General features: G+C 65.8%; 18 protein-coding genes and 1 other RNA gene. 18 read left to right on the top strand and 1 reads right to left on the bottom strand.

Annotation, left to right across the window (positions count from 1 at the left end):
• The first annotated feature begins 58 nt into the window (after positions 1–58).
• The 3 genes from V6B08_RS13820 (at position 59) to rnpB (ending at position 2176) form a co-directional block, all read left to right on the top strand.
• The gene (locus V6B08_RS13820) at positions 59–988 is read left to right on the top strand and encodes a DMT family transporter (RefSeq protein WP_341981840.1); all 930 of its coding nucleotides are present in this window, start codon (positions 59–61) and stop codon (positions 986–988) included.
• 14 nt (positions 989–1002) lie between these two features.
• On the top strand, positions 1003–1746 hold the full coding sequence (locus V6B08_RS13815; RefSeq protein WP_341981838.1) for a peptidoglycan recognition protein family protein: 744 nt from the start codon (positions 1003–1005) through the stop codon (positions 1744–1746).
• Between the two features lie 49 nt (positions 1747–1795).
• Positions 1796–2176, top strand: an RNA gene (gene rnpB, locus V6B08_RS13810) — RNase P RNA component class A.
• A 7-nt stretch (positions 2177–2183) separates the two neighbouring features.
• Here the strand turns inward: rnpB and V6B08_RS13805 are convergent.
• Positions 2184–2774: a hypothetical protein gene (locus V6B08_RS13805; protein WP_341981836.1), complete on the bottom strand. Its 591-nt coding sequence runs from the start codon at positions 2772–2774 to the stop codon at positions 2184–2186.
• Between the two features lie 333 nt (positions 2775–3107).
• On the opposite strand from V6B08_RS13805, the gene V6B08_RS13800 reads away from it, so the two are divergent.
• The 15 genes from V6B08_RS13800 to ftsA are packed head-to-tail and all read left to right on the top strand — an operon-like array spanning position 3108 to position 19995.
• On the top strand, positions 3108–3524 hold the full coding sequence (locus tag V6B08_RS13800) for a division/cell wall cluster transcriptional repressor MraZ (protein WP_341981834.1): 417 nt from the start codon (positions 3108–3110) through the stop codon (positions 3522–3524).
• Positions 3525–3532: 8 nt separating this feature from the next.
• Positions 3533–4531, top strand: a complete 999-nt coding sequence (rsmH, locus tag V6B08_RS13795) for a 16S rRNA (cytosine(1402)-N(4))-methyltransferase RsmH (RefSeq protein WP_341983488.1) — start codon at positions 3533–3535, stop codon at positions 4529–4531.
• Positions 4528–5085 carry a cell division protein FtsL gene (ftsL, locus tag V6B08_RS13790; RefSeq protein ID WP_341981832.1) on the top strand — a complete coding sequence of 186 codons (558 nt, stop codon included), beginning with the start codon at positions 4528–4530 and terminating at the stop codon, positions 5083–5085. The genes rsmH and ftsL overlap by 4 nt, the downstream gene beginning before the upstream one ends.
• On the top strand, positions 5085–6869 hold the full coding sequence (locus tag V6B08_RS13785) for a peptidoglycan D,D-transpeptidase FtsI family protein (RefSeq protein ID WP_341981830.1): 1785 nt from the start codon (positions 5085–5087) through the stop codon (positions 6867–6869). The genes ftsL and V6B08_RS13785 overlap by 1 nt, the downstream gene beginning before the upstream one ends.
• A complete protein-coding gene (locus V6B08_RS13780) occupies positions 6856–8331 on the top strand; it encodes a UDP-N-acetylmuramoyl-L-alanyl-D-glutamate--2,6-diaminopimelate ligase (RefSeq protein WP_341981828.1) in 1476 nt (491 codons plus the stop codon). The genes V6B08_RS13785 and V6B08_RS13780 overlap by 14 nt, the downstream gene beginning before the upstream one ends.
• Before the next feature lie 14 nt (positions 8332–8345).
• The gene (locus tag V6B08_RS13775) at positions 8346–9770 is read left to right on the top strand and encodes a UDP-N-acetylmuramoylalanyl-D-glutamyl-2,6-diaminopimelate--D-alanyl-D-alanine ligase (protein WP_341981826.1); all 1425 of its coding nucleotides are present in this window, start codon (positions 8346–8348) and stop codon (positions 9768–9770) included.
• A gap of 17 nt (positions 9771–9787) precedes the next feature.
• The gene (mraY, locus tag V6B08_RS13770) at positions 9788–10876 is read left to right on the top strand and encodes a phospho-N-acetylmuramoyl-pentapeptide-transferase (RefSeq protein ID WP_341981823.1); all 1089 of its coding nucleotides are present in this window, start codon (positions 9788–9790) and stop codon (positions 10874–10876) included.
• Between the two features lie 10 nt (positions 10877–10886).
• Positions 10887–12266, top strand: a complete 1380-nt coding sequence (gene murD, locus V6B08_RS13765) for a UDP-N-acetylmuramoyl-L-alanine--D-glutamate ligase (RefSeq protein WP_341981821.1) — start codon at positions 10887–10889, stop codon at positions 12264–12266.
• Complete coding sequence (gene ftsW, locus V6B08_RS13760; protein WP_341981819.1) at positions 12263–13387, top strand: putative lipid II flippase FtsW; 1125 nt, start codon at positions 12263–12265, stop codon at positions 13385–13387. Before murD ends, ftsW begins: the two co-directional genes overlap by 4 nt.
• A 31-nt stretch (positions 13388–13418) precedes the next feature.
• Positions 13419–14537 carry an undecaprenyldiphospho-muramoylpentapeptide beta-N-acetylglucosaminyltransferase gene (gene murG, locus V6B08_RS13755; protein ID WP_341981817.1) on the top strand — a complete coding sequence of 373 codons (1119 nt, stop codon included), beginning with the start codon at positions 13419–13421 and terminating at the stop codon, positions 14535–14537.
• The gene (murC, locus tag V6B08_RS13750) at positions 14534–15961 is read left to right on the top strand and encodes a UDP-N-acetylmuramate--L-alanine ligase (RefSeq protein WP_341981815.1); all 1428 of its coding nucleotides are present in this window, start codon (positions 14534–14536) and stop codon (positions 15959–15961) included. Before murG ends, murC begins: the two co-directional genes overlap by 4 nt.
• Complete coding sequence (murB, locus tag V6B08_RS13745) at positions 15958–16911, top strand: UDP-N-acetylmuramate dehydrogenase (protein WP_440588815.1); 954 nt, start codon at positions 15958–15960, stop codon at positions 16909–16911. The genes murC and murB overlap by 4 nt, the downstream gene beginning before the upstream one ends.
• Positions 16908–17822, top strand: coding sequence for a D-alanine--D-alanine ligase (locus tag V6B08_RS13740; protein WP_341981813.1), 915 nt, complete (start codon positions 16908–16910; stop codon positions 17820–17822). Before murB ends, V6B08_RS13740 begins: the two co-directional genes overlap by 4 nt.
• The gene (locus tag V6B08_RS13735; RefSeq protein ID WP_341981811.1) at positions 17810–18739 is read left to right on the top strand and encodes a cell division protein FtsQ/DivIB; all 930 of its coding nucleotides are present in this window, start codon (positions 17810–17812) and stop codon (positions 18737–18739) included. Before V6B08_RS13740 ends, V6B08_RS13735 begins: the two co-directional genes overlap by 13 nt.
• Positions 18740–18753: 14 nt before the next feature.
• Positions 18754–19995, top strand: a complete 1242-nt coding sequence (gene ftsA, locus V6B08_RS13730) for a cell division protein FtsA (protein ID WP_341981809.1) — start codon at positions 18754–18756, stop codon at positions 19993–19995.
• Positions 19996–20093: the final 98 nt, after the last annotated feature.

Below are 20093 nucleotides of genomic sequence, written 5' to 3'. Positions count from 1 at the left end.
CATGGCAGGGGCGCGTTCTTTTCTGGCCCCCCTGTGGGCGCTTTGATAGTGTCCCGCGATGCGTCCCCTGCACCTTTTGCTGCTTATATCCATTTGCGCCGTCTGGGGCTTCAATTTCGTTGCCTCGAAACTCGCCGTTGGCCACTTCCCGCCGATCTTTTTCACCGGCCTGCGCTTCCTCGGGCTCGGGCTGCTGCTGCTGCCCTGGCTGAAGCTGCATAAGGGGCAGATGAGCCTGGTGCTGCAGATCGCACTGTTCATGGGCACGCTGCATTTCGCGCTGATGTTCAATGCCATCAAGATGGCGCATGATGTTTCGGTCATCGCCGTGATCGTGCAGCTTGGAGGGCCGGTATCGGCCCTGCTGGCCTGGCTGATGCTGGGCGAAACGGTGCGCTGGCGCCGTGGCCTTGGCATCGCGCTGGCCTTCATCGGCTCGGTGGTGATGAGCTTCGATCCCGCCATCCTGACCTATGGCATGGCGCTGCTGATCTGCCTGCTGGCAATGGTATCCATGTCCTACGGCCAAGTGCTGGTGCGCCGTATCCAGCATGTCGATCCGCTGGCGATGCAGGCCTGGATCGGCGTGGCTTCTGCGCCCGGCCTGCTGCTGCTGTCGTATTTCTTCGAACAGGGTCAATGGCAGGCAACACAGGCCGCCGGCTGGGGCGAATGGTCGTTGCTGGCCTATTCGATCATCGGCGTGTCGCTGTTTGGCCATGGCGGCGTCTATTACCTGCTGCGGCTTTACCCCGTCGCCCTGGTCAATCCGGGTGTGACCATGGCGCCGGTGATGGGCATCCTGTTCAGCGTCATCATCCTGGGAGAGCGCCTGAGCGAACGGGCGCTGATCGGCGCCGCGATCACCCTGCTGGGCGTGCTGATCGTTACCCTGCGCGATAGCCAGATTGCCGACAAGAAGCCGGCGCAGAGTGTGGAAGAACGCGCCGCGCTGGCGGCAGCGAAGGTCAAAGCTGGTTCGGATTAAGTGGAGTTGAGGGCATGACGGATGTAGTGACCATGCTCGAGCGCGCCTCGCCGAATTTCGACGAACGCCGGTGCCGCAAGCCGGTGGATATGGTGGTGCTGCATTATACCGGCATGCAGACGGCGGAAGCGGCCTTGAACCGCCTGACCGATGCGGAAGCCAAGGTTTCGGCGCATTACGTGGTCGACGAGGATGGCACGATCACCCGGCTGGTGGCGGAAGAGGCGCGCGCCTGGCATGCCGGCGTCGCTTTCTGGCGCGGCATCCGCGATGTGAACGCGCGCTCCATCGGCATCGAACTGGTCAATCCCGGCCATGAATTCGGCTACCGGCCGTTCCCGGAAGCACAGATCGCGGCTTTGCTGCCGTTGCTGCAGCAGATCAAGACGCGGCATTCGATTCCGGCCGCCGGGTTCATCGGCCATTCCGACGTGGCACCGCAACGCAAGGAAGATCCGGGCGAACTGTTCCCCTGGGCGCGGCTGGCGCAGGCCGGCTTCGGCCTGTGGCCCAGCCCCGAATTCCGCCCCTCGCCGCATGCGCCGGAACTGCGCCCGGGCATGAAAAGCGGGGCTGTGGTGGACCTGCAGGTGGCGCTCGACCGCATCGGCTACGGCATCGAGGGCAGCGGCATCTATGACCCGCTGACCGAGACGGTGGTGCGCGCTTTCCAGCGCCATTGGCGGCCGGCGCGGATCGACGGCATCGCCGATCCGGAAACCACCAGCCTGATTCACCACATCGCGCAAAGAGCTTAAACTGGGCGCTTGATACTGGCGCCTCGCGGGTCTATTGCTCGCGGCGGTGCCAGATGGCTGGACGGCCGCGCTCTTTCGGGGGCGAGGAAAGTCCGGGCTCCACGGAAAAGCGGTGCCGGGTAACACCCGGCGGGGGCGACCCCAGGGACAGTGCCACAGAGAACAGACCGCCGCCGCCAGCAATGCCGGCGGCAAGGGTGAAAAGGTGCGGTAAGAGCGCACCGCGCGCCTGGCAACAGGAGCGGCATGGCAAACCCCACCGGGAGCAAGACCAAATAGGGATGGCGGCTTGCGCAAGCAGGCGAGGCTTTTTCCGGCCTGCCATCCGGGTCGGTCGCGCGAGGCATCCGGCAACGGATGTCCCAGAGGAATGGCCGTACAGCCCACGCAAGTGGGTGGACAGAACCCGGCTTACAGGCCGTCTGGCACCATTGTATTTATCGATTCACGCGCATCATGAAGGCCTCGCCGATCTGGCTCGGGCAGGGCATGAAATACGGCTCGAAAAGTTGCGAAAAGCCTTCTCTGGCGCGGGTATCCACGCACCAGGCCTCGCCGCTGTCGGTGACCACGGCCAGGCCGCCGCGGCGCAATTCGAAATGCTGCGGATTGGCCGCGAACATCTCGGCGTTGACACCGCAGGCCACCGCGACAAGGCGGCGGTTGCGCGGATCCATGGCCAGGCAATAGGCCGGATTGGCGGCGAAGAATATCTGGTTCCGCTCGCGCACCGTGCGGGTGATGAAGAAGCCCTGAGTCTGGTTGTCGATGCTGAATTCGCAGGGGCTCAGCAGCACATCGGGGCGCAGCCGGGTGATGTCGCTGCCTGTCGGCTGCACCGTGAGGCATTGGTTGTTGGCGGTGCTGGCGACGACGGAAAAACGCTTCAGTGCCGGGGCTTGGCGCGGCAGGAATTCATTGATGCCGATCTGGGCCCGCGCGGCCGGTATGGCAGCGGCAAGCAGCGGCAGGACAGCCAGCAGGGCCAGGCGGGCCAGGGTCGCTAGGGCAGGGGGACTGAAGCGCACTCGTTCCTCCGGTCTATGTCCCCCGGTGTAGCGGCTCCCGCGCCCCCCCGGCAAGGGTTCATTCTTCCCCAAAGGAACGAGAACAAAACAAGGCATTGCCCAGGTGAGCTACCGCAGCCAAGTTTCTGAAATCTTTAGGCCGAATCGCCATGCCGGCCCAATCATTCTCCATTGACGCCCATCCTAGCCCATGCTATCCCATAACATCCCAAAGGGGCAGTATTTCCGGCCTTTGGGCGGGGCAGCGGGCCGTTTCGACGGCTTTTGGGGGGCATTGTGGAAGTTTTCCTCTCCACATTTCGGAATCGGATCGATGCCAAGGGGCGGATTTCCGTGCCTGCGCCGTTCCGCGCCCTGCTCGGCCGCCAGGGTCCCGAAGGCGGCGTCTATCTCGGCCCTGACTGGGTGGCTGATGCCACCTACGAAGCCCGCGCCCTGGTGGCGGGCGGCAACGAGTATCTCAAGGGCGTGCATGGCCGCATCGCCGCGATGCCGGAATTCTCCGCCGAGCGCGCCGACCTTGAAGACACCCTGCTGGCTTCCCTGACCCTGGCGCAGTTCGACGGCGAAGGCCGCATCGTGCTGCCGCAGGCTTTGCTCGAGCATGCCGGCCTAGCCGCGCCGGGCGAGGCGGTGTTCGTCGGTCGTGGCCGCAATTTCCAGCTTTGGGAGCCGAAGGCCTGGGCCGAGCGCGATGCGGCGGCCAAGGCGCGGCTCAAGACGCAGTTGAAATCGGGGGCGATATCGTGAGCGCCGGCATGGCCTCTGGCTTCGGCCATGATCCTGCCGCAAAGGCCATGCATCTTCCCGTTCTCTGCGCGGAAGTTGTTGCAGCCTTGGCGCCGCGCGATGGCGAGGTTTTCGTGGATGGTACGTTTGGTGCCGGGGGGTATTCCGGCGCGTTGTTGGCGGCGGCGGATTGCAAGGTCTATGGCATCGACCGCGATCCCACCGTGGAGATGCATGCCGCGCGGGTTGGTGCGGCGCATCCGGGCCGCTTCCGCCTGCTGCGCGGCCGTTTCGGCGCCATGGCGGAATTGCTGGCCGATGAGGGCATCGATGGTGTCGATGGCGTGACGCTGGATATCGGCGTTTCCTCGATGCAGCTCGACCAGGCTGAGCGCGGCTTTTCCTTCCAGCAGGATGGCCCGCTGGACATGCGCATGGATGCCTCAAGCGGCGAGAGCGCCGCCGATGTGGTGAACAGCCGCGACGAGGCCGAGCTGGCCGATATCATCTATCTCTATGGCGAGGAGCATCGCTCGCGCGCCATCGCCCGCGCCATCGTCAAGGCGCGTGCCGAGGCCCCGATCACCCGCACGCTGCAACTCGCCGCCATCGTTGCCCGCGTGGTACGCGGCAAGCCCGGCCATCATCCGGCCACCCGCACCTTCCAGGCGTTGCGCATCCATGTGAATGACGAACTGGGCGAACTGCGCCGTGGCCTGCTGGCGGCAGAACGCCTGCTCAAGCCCGATGGCCGCCTCGCCGTGGTGTCGTTCCATTCGCTGGAAGACCGCGTAGTGAAGCAGTTTCTCGACCGCCGCGCCGGCAAGGGCGGCGGCACCTCGCGCCATCTGCCGGAAAATCCCGCCGCCGTCCGCGCGCCGTCCTTCGCCCCGATCCACAAGGGCGCGATCACGGCAGGCGAACAGGAAGCGGAAGCCAATCCGCGTGCCCGCTCGGCCAAGCTGCGCGCCGCCCGCCGCACCGACGCCGCCGCCTGGCCGGCCGACGACATGCAGGAGGCCGCATGAGCCGCGGTTTCTCCTTCATTGCCCTGCTGCTGCTCGGCATCGTCGCCTTCGGTCTGTACCAGCTTTCCTATGAAGTGCAGCGCCTGGAAGACGAACTGGTGGAACTCAACCGCGCTTTGGGCCAGGAGCGCGAGACCATCGGCGTGCTGCAGGCCGAGTGGAGCTACCTGGCGCGTCCGGAATACCTGCAGGACAAGGCGCAGCGCCTGCTCGACATGAAGCCGGCTACCGCGCGGCAGATCACCCGCATCGAGGACCTGCCCTGGCGCCAGGAGCGCGTCGCGCCGCCGGTCGCCATGCCGGCTCAGCCGGCGCCGGCCGCCGTGGCTGCCGCGCCGCAGGCTCCAGTTCAGGCTGCTCCCATGCCGGCTCAGCAAGTCCAAGTGCCGCAAGTTCAGGCGCCGCAGGCTCAGGCGCTCGCTGTGGCGCAGCCGGTGGCGGCCAAGCAGGCGGCGACGCTTGACGATATGGATGGCGATGTGGCTGCCGTGCTCGGCGCCATGCGCGGCAGCAGCGACAAGCCGGCCGACGACAAGAAGCGGGGGCTGCGCTGATGGCACTGTTCCGCCGCACCCCGAAGCCGCGCCCGCCCTGCACGCCCGCCGATATTCCCGGCCGTCCGGCCCTGGTGAAGCTGGAAGGCGAGACCAAGCAGGCGCTGGAAACCGGCCGCTCGCGCCTGGTCATCGGCATCGCGCTGTTCTCGCTGCTGTTCTGCGTCCTGGCAGGTCGCCTGGTGTGGCTCACCGCGATCAAGGGCGTGTCGGAACCCGCCGTGGCGCGCGGCAGCAATCTGGAATTGCTGGCCAAGACCGTGCTGATGGAGCGTCAGCCGGTGGTGGATCGCAACGGCCAGATGCTGGCGACCAACCTCAAGACCGCCTCGCTGTTCGCCGATCCGCGCAAGATCATCAATCCGGATCAGGCGGCGGTGCGGCTGGCCCAGACCCTGCCGGAATTCACCGTTGCCGACCTGCAGAACAAGCTGGCGCCGGGCAAGAGCTTCGTGTGGATCAAGCGCAACCTGACGCCGCGCCAGCAATATGAAGTGAACCGCCTCGGCATTCCGGGCCTGTATTTCCACACCGAGCAGAAGCGCGTCTATCCGCAGGGCAATCTGGCGGTGCATGTGCTCGGCTATACCGATATCGACGGCAAGGGCATTGCCGGCATCGAGCAGTATTTCGACGACAGCCTGCGCGATCCCGCCCGCACCGGCGACCCACTGGAACTCAGCATCGACATCCGTGTGCAGCATATCGTGCGCGACGAACTCTCCAAGGCGGTGCAGTTCTTCGAAGCCATCGGCGGCGGCGCCATCGTGCTCGATATTCATACCGGCGAGATCGTGTCGCTGGTCAGCCTGCCGGATTTCGACCCGCTCAATCCGGGCGAAGCCTCCAAGGATGCGCGCTTCAACCGCATCACGCTTGGCGTCTACGAAATGGGCTCGACCATGAAGACGCTGAATACCGCCATGGCGCTGGATTATGGCACGGTGAAGCTCTCGGGCGGCTATGACGCTACCAACCCGATCCAGATTTCCCGCTTCCAGATTCGCGACGATCATCCGAAGCGCCGCTGGCTCAGCGTGCCGGAAATCTACATGTATTCCTCCAACATCGGTTCGGCCAAGATGGCCGTCGATGTCGGCCCGAATTTGCAGCGCGAATTCATGGGCAAGATCGGCATGCTGAACAAGGTGGCGCTGGAACTGCCCGAAATCGGCGCGCCGCTGATCCCGCGCAACTGGAAGACCGTCGAAACCATGACCATTGCCTTCGGCCATGGCCTGTCGGTGACGCCGCTGCAACTCGCTACCGCTACCGCCGCGATGATCAATGGCGGCGTGCTGCATCCGCCCACTCTGGTGAAGCGTCCGCCGGGCCTGCCGGTGCCGGGCCGCCAGGTGATCAAGCCGGAAGTATCGGACGTGATGCGCAAGCTGATGCTGCTGGTGGTGGAAGAGGGCACCGGCAAGAAGGCCGATGTGGAAGGCTATCTCGTCGGCGGCAAGACCGGCACCTCGGAAAAGATCGGTGCGCGCGGCGGCTATAATCGCAAGGCGCTGTTCAACACCTTCGTCGCCGGCTTCCCGATGCATAAGCCGCGCTACCTCGTGCAGGTGATGATCGACGAGCCGAAGCCGCAGAAGGGCACCTATGGTTTTGCCACGGCCGGCTGGACTTCGGCGCCGACGGCTGGGCGCATCATTTCGCGCATCGCGCCGCTGCTCGGCGTGCCGCCGGTGGACGAGAATGCACCGGACCTCAAGCAAGCCATGTATGTGCCGGTGACCGGCGTGCGGACGCAGGAGAAGAAAATTGCGTCTCAATGAGCTTTGCACCGACCTGCGGCTAGATCCGCGGATCGCGGGGCTCGACATCGTCGGCCTCACTGCCGATAGCCGCGCCGTGCGTCCGGGCTTCCTGTTCGCGGCATTGCAGGGCAGTGCCATGGATGGCCGCCGCTTCATTCCCGATGCCGCCGAGAAAGGCGCCGTGGCGGTGTTGAGCGACAGCGTCGATCCGGCTTATGCCGAGCGTGTTGCTTTTATTGCCGATGCCAACCCGCGCCGCCGCCTGGCGCTGATGGCCGCCGCCTTCTTCGGCGCGCAGCCGAAAGCCATCGTTGCCGTCACCGGCACCAGCGGCAAGACCTCGGTGGCGAATTTCGCCCAGCAGCTCTGGACCATCATGGGCGAGCGTGCCGCCAGCCTCGGCACGCTGGGCCTGATCGCCCCGGGCGTGTTTGAAAAAGTGCCGAACACCACGCCGGATCCGGTGGAACTGCACCGCCTGTTGCATCGCGCCGCTGAAGCCGGCTGCACCCATCTGGCGCTCGAAGCCTCCAGCCACGGCCTGGACCAGTTCCGCCTCGATGGCGTGAGCATCCGCGCCGCCGCCTTCACCAATCTCAGCCGCGACCATATGGACTACCATCCGACGGTCGAGCATTACTTCGCCGCCAAGCTGCGGCTGTTCAGCGAGTTGCTGCCCGTCGATGGCGTGGCGGTGATCGACATGGACAGCGAGCATGGTGCCCGTGTTGCCGAGATTGCCGCGGCGCGCGGCCAGCGCCTGATCCGCTATGGCCGGAGGGGCGAGGAGCTGCGGCTGATCGCCAGCCAGCCGCATGCCGGGGGCCTGCGTTTCCGCTTTGCTGCTTTCGGTGCCGAACATGAAATCGATTGCCCGCTGATCGGCGGCTTCCAGGCCGGCAACCTGCTGGCCGCGCTGGGCCTGGTGATCGGCGCCGGTGCCGATACTGCCAAGGCAATTGCCGCGCTGGCGGGGATTCAAGGCGTGCCGGGCCGCATGCAGCTTGCCGCCACGCGCAAGAACGGCGCTGCCGTGTTCGTCGATTACGCCCACAAGCCCGATGCGCTGGAAACCGCGCTCAAGGCCGCGCGCCCGCATGCCGCTGCCCGCCTGGTGGTGGTGTTCGGTTGCGGCGGCGACCGCGACAAGGGCAAGCGCCCGCTGATGGGTGAGATCGCCGCGCGGCTGGCCGACCGTGTTTATGTCACCGACGACAATCCGCGCAGCGAGGAGCCGGCCGCGATCCGTGCTGCCATTCTCGCCGCCTGCCCGGGCGCCATCGAGATCGGCGACCGCCATGCGGCGATCCGCGCGGCGGTGGCTGAACTGCGTGCTGGTGATCTGCTGCTGCTGGCCGGCAAGGGCCATGAGCAGGGCCAGATCGTGGGTAAGGAAACCCGTCCCTTCGATGATGCAGGAGAAGCCCGCGAAGCCGTGTCTGCGGCTGACGCAGGGTTTTCTTCGGGCATCGAACCATAAGGGAGTAAAGATTAATGGAACCTTTCTCCCTCTGGACTTCCGATGAAGTGGCGCTTGCCGTGAAGGGCCGCGCCGAAACCCGCTGGTCGGCATCGGGCATTTCCATCGACAGCCGCAGCGTTGCCTTCGGCGATCTCTTCGTGGCGCTGAAGGGCCCGAATTTCGATGGCCATGGCTTCGTTGCCGATGCGCTGGCCAAGGGTGCCTCCGCCGCCATCGTCGACCGTATCCCGGAAGGCCTGCCGCCGGGCGCCAACCTGGTGCTGGTGCGCGATACCTTCCAGGCGCTGAACGATCTCGGTGCGGCCGCGCGGCAGCGCTGCGGCGCCCGCGTCGTTGGTGTCACCGGGAGTGTCGGCAAGACCTCGACCAAGGAAATGCTGCGCCAGATTCTCGCGGCACAGGCCCCGACCCATGCCTCGCTCGGCAATCTCAACAATCATTGGGGTGTGCCGCTCACCTTGGCGCGCATGCCGGTGGATAGCCACTATGCCGTGATCGAGATGGGCATGAACCATGCCGACGAGATCCGCCCGCTCTCGAAGCTGGCACGGCCACATGTGGCGGTGATTACCACCGTGGAAGCGGTGCATCTGGAATTCTTCGATAGCGTCGCCGGCATTGCCGATGCCAAGGCGGAGATCGTGGAAGGGCTGGAGCCCGGCGGCATCGCCGTGCTGAACCGCGACAATCCCTATTATGACCGCCTGGCCGCTGCCGCTGTGAAGCATGGCGCGGAGATCGTCAGCTTCGGCGAGCATGCGGAAGCGCAGTCGCGCCTGATCAAGTATGCCGCGCATCCGAATTGCTCCTGCGTGGCGGCGGAAGTGCTGGGCCAGGCGATCACCTACAAGATCGGTGCGCCAGGCCGCCACTGGGTGCTGAATTCCCTGGCCGTGCTGGCCGCCGCGCAGGTGCTGGGCGCCGATCTGGCCCAGGCCGGCCTGACGCTGGCCAGCATCGCTGCACCGAAGGGCCGGGGCGAACGCCATCTGCGCGACTGGCGCGATGGCCAGATCGAAATCATCGACGACAGCTACAACGCCAGCCCTGCCAGCATGCGCGCCGCCTTCACCGTGTTGGCGATGGCCAAGCCGTTATCGCCGCGCGGCCGCCGCATCGCGGTGCTGGGCGACATGCTGGAACTCGGAGCCGAGGCGCAGGCCGCACATATCGGCTTGGCCGAACCGCTGCAGGAAAGCGGCATCGACCTGGTGTTCACGGCAGGGCCGATGATGCAGGGCCTGCATGAGGCGCTGCCGGCCAAGCTGCGCGGCGTGCATGCCGCCAATTCGCAAGACCTGATCGACGGCTTGCGCGGCGCCATCCGCGCCGGCGATGTGCTGCTGGTGAAAGGATCGCTCGGCAGCCGCATGGGCCGGGTGGTGGAGAATCTGTTGACGGCTGCGCCGGCGCCCCGCGCCGCGAGTGGCTGGTAACGAAGGAAAGTTTCAGGATGCTGTATCATCTGCTCTACCCGTTGGCGGACGAATTCACCCCGTTCAACCTGTTCCGCTACATCACCTTCCGCACCGGCGGCGCCATCATGACCGCCATGGTGCTGAGTTTCGTGATCGGCGAGCCGCTGATCAACTGGCTGCGCGCCAAGCAGGGCAAGGGCCAGCCGATCCGCGATGACGGCCCGGAAAGCCACCTGCTGACCAAGCGCGGCACGCCGACCATGGGCGGCTTCCTGATCCTGATCGGCATGGGCACCGGCACGCTGCTGTGGGCCGACCTGACCAACCGCTATGTCTGGGCGGTGCTGATCGTCACCTTCGGCTTCGGCCTGATCGGCTTTGCCGACGACTATCTCAAGGTGACGAAGCAGAACCCCAAGGGCGTGCCGGGCAAGCTCAAGCTGCTGGCCACCATCGTCATCAGCGCCGCCGTGGCCTACTGGATCGGCGCCATCATGCCAGCCCCGCTGAATGGCAGCCTGGCGGTGCCGTTCTTCAAGGATGTGCTGGTCAATCTCGGCTGGTTCATGCTGCCCTTCGCGGTGTTCGTCATCGTCGGCGCCTCCAATGCGGTCAACCTCACCGATGGTCTCGATGGCCTCGCTATCGTGCCGGTGATGATCGCGGCGGCGAGCTTCGGCCTGATCTCGTATTTGGTTGGCAACACCGTATTCGCCAATTACCTGCAGATCCATTATGTGCCGGGCTCGGGCGAATTGGCCGTGCTGTGCGGCGCGCTGGTGGGTGCCGGCATCGGCTTCCTGTGGTTCAACGCCCCGCCGGCCATGGTGTTCATGGGCGATACCGGCTCGCTCAGCCTCGGCGGCGCGCTCGGCACCATTAGCGTCATCACCAAGCATGAACTAGTGCTGGCGATTATCGGCGGCCTGTTCGTGCTCGAAACCGTGTCGGTGATGGTGCAGGTGGCTTCCTTCAAGCTCACCGGCAAGCGCGTTTTCCGCATGGCGCCGCTGCATCACCATTTCGAGAAGAAGGGCTGGAAAGAGCCGACCGTGGTGATCCGCTTCTGGATCATCTCGGTGATCCTGGCGCTTGCCGGCCTTGCCACCCTGAAGCTGCGGTGAGGCGCTGGGCATGATCGCACTCCGGCATAGCAAAGGCAGCACCCACGCCGTGTTCGGCCTCGCGCGCAGCGGGTTGGCCACGGCGCGCGCGCTTGTTGCCGGCGGTGCCGAGGTGCGGCTGTGGGATGATAACGAGGCCTCGCGCCTTGCCGCCGAACAGGCCGGCTTCAAGACGTTGCCGCTGAACGACGCGACGCTCGCCGGCTGCGCCGCCCTGGTGTTGGCGCCAGGTGTACCGCTCACCCATCCGGTGCCGCACGATTGCGTTGCCGCAGCAAAGCGCGTCGGCGTACCGGTGATCGGCGATGTCGAGCTGCTGCTGCGCGAACTGAGCCCCGTGGTCTTCGGCATTACCGGCACCAACGGCAAATCCACCACCACGGCCTTGCTCGGCCATGTGCTCAAGGCTGCCGGCCGCAGCATCGCCATCGGCGGCAATATCGGTGTGCCGGTGCTGGACCTCGAACGCCTGGGTGATGACGGCGCCTACCTGCTGGAGATGTCGTCGTTCCAGATCGACCTGACGCCGGGCTGGCAGGCGCGCATCGCCGTGCTGCTCAACATCACGCCGGATCATCTCGACCGTCACGGCACGATGGAGAATTACGCCGCCATCAAGGCACGCATCTTCCAGGGGCAGGCGGCAGGCGATACCGCAGTGATCGGTATCGACGACGATTACTGCCATGCCATCTACGCCGACCTGGTCAATGAACAATCCGGCCGCGCCATCTGCGCCATTTCCGCCGAGCAGATCCTGGAAGATGGCATTTCGGCGGTGAATGGCGTGCTCTACGAACAGGGCGTGAAAGTCGCCGAGCTGTCGCGCTTCCCGGCTTTGCCCGGCAGGCATAACGGCCAGAATATCGCCGCCGTGTTCGCCGCCGCGCGTGCCGCCGGGCTGGAAGCCGAAGCGATCCTCTCGGCGATCGAGACTTTCCCCGGCCTCAAGCACCGCCTGCAGCAGGTCGGCAGCATCGATGGCATCGCCTGCATCAATGATTCCAAGGCGACCAACGCGGAAGCCGCCGAGAAGGCGCTGGCCTGCTTCGAAACGATCTACTGGATTGCCGGTGGCAAGGCCAAGGAAGGCGGTATCGGCTCCTTGAAGCCGCTTTTCCCGCGTATCCGCCATGCCTTCCTGATCGGCCATGCCGCCAACGATTTCGCCGCCACGCTGGGCCGCGATGTGCCGCATACGCTCAGCGGCAGCCTGGAGCCGGCTATCGACCAGGCGCTTGCCCTGGCGCGGCGCGAGAAGCTGAAAAATGCCGTGCTGCTGCTGTCGCCGGCCTGCGCTTCCTATGACCAGTTCAAGAGCTTCGAGCATCGTGGCGATGAATTCATCCGCCTGATTCAGGAACGCCAGGCCAAGGGGGCCGCCGCATGATCACGCTGTCGCGCACCGATACCTCGATTGTCGGCCGCTGGTGGTGGACCGTCGACCGCTGGCTGCTGATGTCGGTGATGGTGCTGGTGATCGTCGGCTGCGTGCTCACGCTCGCGGCCTCGCCGGCGGTGGCCAACCGCATCGGTCTGTCCAGCTTCCATTTCGTGCAGCGCCAGTTGGTCTTCCTGATTCCGGCCTTGCTGATCATGCTGGCGACCTCGCTACTGTCGCCGCTCGGCGTGCGCCGCATTGCCACGCTGGTATTCATCGGCGCGCTGATCGGCATGTTCCTCACTTTCGTGATCGGCATGGAAGTGAAGGGCGCGCATCGCTGGATCTACTTCGCTGGCGTGTCGTTGCAGCCGTCCGAATTCGTCAAGCCGACTTTCGCCGTGGTTTCCGCCTGGCTGTTCGCTGAATGGCGGCGCGGCAATGGTTTCCCGGGCTGGGCGATCAGCGCCGGCCTTTGCGCCATCGTGCTCGGCACGCTGCTGCTGCAGCCCGATCTTGGCATGGCGGTGGTGGTGGCATCCGTGTGGGCAGCACAGTTCTTCATCGCCGGCCTGCCGATGCTGCTGGTGATCGTGCTGGCTGGCCTTGGTGCCGCCGGCATCTTCGGCGCCTATTCGCTGCTGCCGCATGTGGCGGCGCGCATCGACAAGTTCCTCGATCCCTCGGGCAAGGAGAATTACCAGATCGAGCGTGCCATGGAGGCTTTCTCCACCGGCGGCCTGTTCGGGCGCGGCCCGGGCGAGGGCGCGGTGAAGAATGTGCTGCCCGATGCCCATACCGATTTCATTTTCGCGGTTGCCGGCGAGGAATTCGGCCTGTTCGCCTGCCTGTTCATCCTGGCAGTGTTCGCCTTCATCGTGCTGCGCTGCTTCGGCCGCCTGATGACCGAGAACAACCTGTTCGTGCTGCTCGCTGCTGCTGGCCTCACCACGCAGTTCGGCTTGCAGGCGGTGATCAATATCGGCGTCAACCTGCATCTGCTGCCGACCAAGGGCATGACCCTGCCGTTCATCTCCTATGGCGGTTCCTCGCTGCTGGCGCTGGCTTTCGCCATGGGCATGCTGCTGGCGCTGACGCGCTGGCGGCCAGAGCACGGAATGGTGCGATGAGCGGCATGACCAACATAAGGCGTATGGCGCGATGAAGGCCGGCCCGATCTACCTCGCGGCCGGCGGCACCGGCGGTCATGTCTTCCCGGCGGAAGCGCTGGCGGCGGAGCTAACTGGCCGTGGCCATAAGGTGGCTTTCGTCACCGATCCGCGCGGCAGCGGCTTCGGCAAGGGCATGGCGAATGTGCCGCTCTACCGTGTCTCGTCCGCCACGCCCACCGGCAAGGGCCTGATCGGCAAGGCGCTGGCCGCTCTCGCCATCGGGCGCGGCGTGCTGGAAGCGCGCAAGCTGATCCAGCATCTGCCGCCCATCGCCGCGGTCGGCTTCGGCGGCTATCCGTCGCTGCCACTGATGCTGGCGGCGGCGCAGCTTGGCGTCCCCACCGTGTTGCATGAGCAGAATGCAGTGCTCGGTCGCGTCAACCGCCTGCTGGCCAAGCGCGCCGGCATGATTGCGCTCAGCTTCGAGAATACCCATCTGCTGCCGCTCAATGCACGCACCGCCGTCACCGGCAATCCGCTGCGCCCGGCGATTCTGGAAGCCACCGCCGTGCCGTATCAAGCGCCCGCCGAGGAAATCCGCCTGCTGGTGCTGGGCGGCAGCCAGGGTGCGCGTATCTTCTCTGATATTGTACCGGCGGCGCTCAGCGCTCTGCCCGAAGACCTGCGTGGTCGCCTGCGGGTAACGCAGCAATGCCGCCCGGAAGACCTGGAGCGCGTGCGCGCGCTCTATGCCGAGGCCGGCATCGCGGCAGAGACCAACAACTTCTTCGCTGATGTGGCGCAGCGCATTGCCGCTGCGCATCTGCTGGTGACCCGTTCCGGTGCTTCCAGCACCGCCGAGATCGCCGCCATCGGCCGCCCGGCCCTGCTGGTGCCCTATGCCCATGCCACCGACGACCACCAGACCGCGAACGCGGAAGCCCTGGTGCGGGCGGGCGGCGCCATTCGCGTCAGCCAGAATGATTTCACTGTCGAGCGCGCCACCCGCGAATTGACCGCCCTGCTTGGCAATGGCCCCGGCCTTGTTGCCATGGCGGCGGCGGCCAAATCCCAGGGGCGGCCCGATGCCACCATGGCTTTGGCCGATCTGGTCGAGCGCGTGGCGGCGAATTCCAATCAGTCCAGCGTAGCCAGGAGTGTGGCATGAGGGCGTTGCCTCTCGATATCGGCATTATCCATTTCGTCGGCATCGGCGGCATCGGCATGTCGGGCATTGCCGAGGTGATGCACAATCTCGGCTACACGGTGCAGGGTTCCGACATTTCGGCGAACTACAACGTCAAGCGCCTGCGCGACCTCGGCATCAAGGTGTTCGAGGGCCATGCGGCGGCGAATGTGAATGACGCCGAGGTGCTGGTGATTTCCTCTGCCGTGAAGCCGGACAATCCGGAAGTGAAGGCGGCGCGTGCCCGCCTGATCCCGGTGGTGCGCCGCGCCGAGATGCTGGGCGAACTGATGCGCCTGAAATGGGCCATCGCCATTGCCGGTACCCATGGCAAGACCACCACCACCTCGATGGTCGCCGCCCTGCTGGAAGCGGCGCAGCTTGATCCCACCGTGATCAACGGCGGCATCATCAATGCCTATGGCACCAATGCGCGGCTGGGCGCCGGCGAGTGGATGGTGGTCGAAGCCGACGAGAGCGACGGCACCTTCCTGAAACTGCCGGCCACCATCGCAGTGGTGACCAATATCGATCCCGAGCACCTGGATCATTACGGCACCTTCGACCGCGTGCGCGACGGCTTCAAGCAGTTTGTCGAGAGCCTGCCGTTCTATGGCTTCGCCGCGATGTGCATTGATCATCCGGAAGTGCAGGCGATGATCGGCCGCATCACCGACCGCCGCGTGGTGTCCTATGGTTTCTCGCCGCAGGCCGACGTGCGCGCGGTGAATCTGCGCTTCGACTCCGTTGGTGCGCATTACGACATCCAGTTCACCAACCGCGTCGATGGAACCATCGATACCGTAACCGGCGTGATGCTGCCGATGTATGGCAAGCACAATGTTCAGAATTCCTTGGTCGTCGCGGTGATCGCCCGCGAAATGGGCTTCGATCCGGAAGTGATCCGCCGCGCGCTTGGCGGCTTCAAGGGCGTGAAGCGCCGCTTCACCCGCACTGGCGAGGCCGGCGGCATCGCGGTGATCGACGATTACGGCCATCATCCGGTGGAAATCTCCGCCGTGCTGGCCGCCGCGCGCCAGGCCACCGCCGGCAATGCCAATGCCAAGGTGATCGCCGTGGTGCAGCCGCATCGCTACACCCGGCTGCGCGACCTGTTCGAGGATTTCTGCGCCTGCTTCAACGATGCCGACACGGTGATCGTTGCCGATGTCTATGCTGCCGGTGAGGCGCCGATCGAGGGCGTCAGCCGCGATGCCCTGGTGGAAGGCCTGCGTGCGCGCGGCCATCGCAAGGTGATCGCGCTGGATGCGCCGGAGCATCTGGCGCCGCTGGTGCTGCGCGAGGCCACGGCCGGCGACATGGTGGTCTGCCTCGGTGCTGGCAATATCACCACCTGGGCGAATGCCCTGCCGACTGAATTGCAGAAGCTGATGGGGGCGGCATGATGGCGGCCCGGCGCATGGATGCGGAAGGCTTGATCGCGCAGCTGCCCGCCACGCGCGGCAGCTACACCGCGCGTGCGCCGCTGGCCGATCTCACCTGGTTCCGCGTCGGCGGCCCGGCGGAAGTGCTGTTCCGGCCCGCCGACCTTGAGGATCTTGCCGCCTTCCTGGCCGCCAAGCCCGCCGATGTGCCGGTGACGGTGATCGGTGTTGGCTCCAACCTGCTGGTGCGTGATGGCGGCCTGCCGGGCGTCACCATCAGGCTCGCCAAAGGCTTTTCCGATATCCGCGTTGATGGCGATGTGGTTGAAGCTGGCGCCGGCGCTTCCGATGTGCGCGTGTCGCTGGTGGCGCAGGAAGCCGGCTTGGCTGGTCTGGAATTCCTGCGCGGCATTCCTGGCACCATCGGCGGCGGCCTGCGCATGAATGCCGGTGCGTATGGCGCCGAGATGCGGGATGTAGTGCTGGAAGCCAGCGCCATCGATCCGCAGGGCCGCATCCACCGCCTGCTGCCCGACGACCTTAAATTCGGCTACCGCTTCTGCGGCGTGCCGGCGGACTGGATCTTCCTTGCCGCGCGCCTCAAGGGCCGCCCGGGCGATCGCGCCGAGATCGGCGCGCGCATGGCGGAAATCCAGAAGTCGCGGGAGACGACGCAGCCGATCAAGACCGCCACCGGCGGCTCCACCTTCGCCAACCCGCCTGGGGCTAAGGCCTGGGAACTGATTGACGCCGCCGGCTGCCGTGGCCTGGTGATGGGCGATGCCCAGGTGAGCGAGCAGCATTGCAATTTCCTGATCAATCGCGGCGAGGCGACTGCCGCCGATCTGGAGACGCTGGGCGAGACCGTGCGCCGGCGCGTGAAAGAGCAGAGCGGCATCGAGCTGCATTGGGAAATCCGCCGCGTCGGCCTGCCGCTGGCGGCGAATGAAGATGAGGAGACCACACCATGAGCAAGCATGTTGCCGTGCTGATGGGTGGCTGGTCGTCGGAGCGCGAGGTGTCGCTTACCTCCGGCCGTGCCTGCGTCAAGGCGCTGGAAGGCGAGGGCTACCGCGTCACCGCCATCGATGTCGGCCGCGACCTCGCCGAACAATTGGTGCGCGTGAAGCCGGATGTGGCCTTCAATGCGCTGCACGGCCCCTATGGCGAGGATGGCACGGTGCAGGGCCTGCTCGAGGTGATCGGCATTCCCTACACCCATTCCGGCGTGCTGGCTTCGGCACTGGCGATGAACAAGCCGATGGCCAAGGCGGTGTGGGCCGGCCATGGCCTGCCGCTGGCGGAAGGCAAGGTCGTGCACCGCTCAGCCTTCGCCGCCGGCCCGGTGATGCCGCATCCTTACGTGATCAAGCCGCTCAACGAGGGCTCCTCGGTGGGCGTGCATATCGTGTTTGCCGGCGACAATTACCAGCCGCAGGACGATGCCTCCTGGCGCTTCGGCGAAACCGTGCTGGTGGAACGCTATATTGCCGGCCGCGAAATCCAGGTGGCGGTGATGGGCAATCGCGTGCTCGGCGGCATCGAGATCAAGGCGCATGGCCGCTTCTACGATTACGAAGCCAAGTATACCGACGGCAAGGCGACGCATCTGATGCCGGCGCCGATCCACAAGGATGCCTATGAGCAGGTCTGCGCACTGACGCTGGAAGCACATCTGGCGCTCGGCTGCCGCGGCGTGACGCGGGCCGATTGGCGCTATGACGATACGGCCGGTGAGCCAGGCAAGTTCTACCTGCTGGAGATCAACACCCAGCCGGGCATGACGCCGCTGTCGCTGGTGCCCGAGATCGCGGCGCATAATGGCATCGGTTTCGGTGCCCTGGTGCGCTGGATGGTGGAGGACGCCTCATGCGATCGCTAGTCGTTCTGGCCGATGACCGTCCTTGCGCGCCCTGCGCGCCGGTACCGCCGCCGCAGCGCCCGAAGGGCTATTGCCGGCCGCTGCCGCCAGCGCGCAAGAAGCCGAAAAGCGTGCTGTGGCGCCGGGTGCGCTGGACGCTGGCGCTCGGCCTGCTGCTGGGGCTCGGCGGTGGTGGTGCTTATACCTGGTTCCGCACCGACTGGCCGGAGCGGATCCGCAACGAGGTGCAGCTTGCCATCGGCGAGGCCGGTGCGCTGGTGGATCTGCGGGTCGGCGATATCAGCGTGACGGGTCGTGAGCATACGCCGCCGGATGCGCTGCTGGCTGCCGTTGAGATCGAGCGTGGCGATCCGATCCTGGCCGTCGACCTCGATGCCGTGCGCAAGCGCGTCGAGGGCCTGGGCTGGGTGAAGAGCGCCGCCGTGTGGCGCCAGCTTCCCGATACGCTGCATATCGAAATCCTGGAGCGCGAGCCTTTCGCGCGCTGGCAGATCGATCATCAGGTGCGCCTGATCGACCGCGACGGCCGCGTGCTGGATGACGATGACCGCATCGAATTCGCGCATCTGCTGCGCCTGGTCGGCCCCGGCGCCTCGGACCAGGCCGCCGCCCTGATCGCGATGCTGGAATCCGAGCCGGTACTGGGCCGCCGGGTGGTGAATGCCATCCGCGTGCGCGAGCGCCGCTGGGATATCGAATTCGACAATGGCGTGATCGCCAAGCTGCCGGAGGAGACTCCGGAACTGGCCTGGCGCCGCCTGATCGAACTGGAACAGCGCCACGGCCTGCTGCGGCGCGATTTGGAAAGCGTGGACCTGCGCCTCAACGACCGGCTCATCGTCAAGCTGATGCCGGAAGCAGTGCCGCCGACCACGAATAACGCGCCGGCCAAGAAGCCGGCGGCGAAACGGACATAAGAAGGGGAAGGCACATGGCGGTATCGCGTAATGGATTGATCGCCGGCCTGGATGTGGGCTCGTCCAAGGTCTGCTGTTTCATCGCCCGGGCCGATGGCGGCACGCTCCGCGTCATCGGCATCGGCCACCAGCTTTCGCGCGGCCTGCGCTCCGGCAATGTCATCGACATGGAGGCGGCGGAAGGCTCGATCCGCGCCGCGGTCGAGACCGCCGAGCGGATGTGCGGCGAGACCATCCGCGATGTCTTTGTCAGCATCTCGGCCGGCAACCCGCAGAGCCATACCATGGGCGTGGAAATGGCCATCGATGGCCATGAAGTGAGCGACGCCGATGTCGCCCGCGTGCTGGAGCAGGGCCGCCGCATGGACCAGCCCGGCGACCGCGAAATCCTGCATTCGATTCCGGTCGGCTACACCATCGACGGCTCGCGCGGCATCAAGGAGCCGCGCGGCATGGCCGCCGAGCGCCTCGGCGTCAACATGCATGTGATCACCGCCGCCTCGGGCCCGCTGCGCAATCTGGCCACCTGCGTCGCGCGCGGCCATCTGCGGCTTTCGGGCCGCGTCATCGCCCCCTTCGCCTCGGGCCTCGCCTGCCTGGTGGAAGACGAGATGGACCTCGGCGTCACCCTGATCGACATGGGCGGCGGCACCACCAGCCTCGCGGTGTTCTACGACGGCCAGTTGGTGCATGCCGACGTTGTCCCGCTGGGCGGCGCCCATGTCACCAACGACATCGCCCGTGGCCTTTCCACCCCGCTGGCCCATGCCGAGCGGCTTAAGACCCTCTACGGCACCGTGCTGCCGAGCCAGGCCGACGAGAATGAGATGATCGACGTGCCCCAGGTTGGCGAGACCGAGGAGCATGCCCAGAATCCGGTGCCGCGTTCGATTCTCACCGGCATCATCAAGCCGCGAGTCGAGGAGACTCTGGAGCAGGTGCGTGAGCGACTCGTCGCTTCCGGATTCGAAAAGCTCGCCGGGCGCCGTGTCGTGCTCACCGGCGGTGCCAGTCAACTTCAAGGCGTGCGCGAGCTGGCGGCCCGCACGCTTGACAAGCAGGTTCGCCTCGGCCGCCCGATCCGCGTTGGCGGATTGGCCGAGGCAACAGGCGGCCCGGCCTTCTCGGCCTGCGCCGGTTTGCTCACCTATGCCCTGCAGGAACAGGCGCAGCGCGTCATTCGTCTGGAGGAACCGGAGGTCGAAACCACCGGTGCCATCGCACGAATCGGCCGCTGGCTGCGGGCGAATTTCTAGTGGCGTGGAAATGATGACCTTCAAAAAAACCAGCATCCACGCGCGATCGCAAACGCCGCTTGCAAGCAAGCGGTTTCTCGGTCAATCCAACTTCTAAC

Origin of the sequence: Ferrovibrio sp. MS7 (genome assembly GCF_038404985.1) — a bacterium.
GTDB lineage: Bacteria > Pseudomonadota > Alphaproteobacteria > Ferrovibrionales > Ferrovibrionaceae > Ferrovibrio > Ferrovibrio plantarum.
The sequence above is the reverse complement of the archived record's forward strand: the minus strand, read 5'-3'. Positions and strand labels throughout refer to the sequence as shown.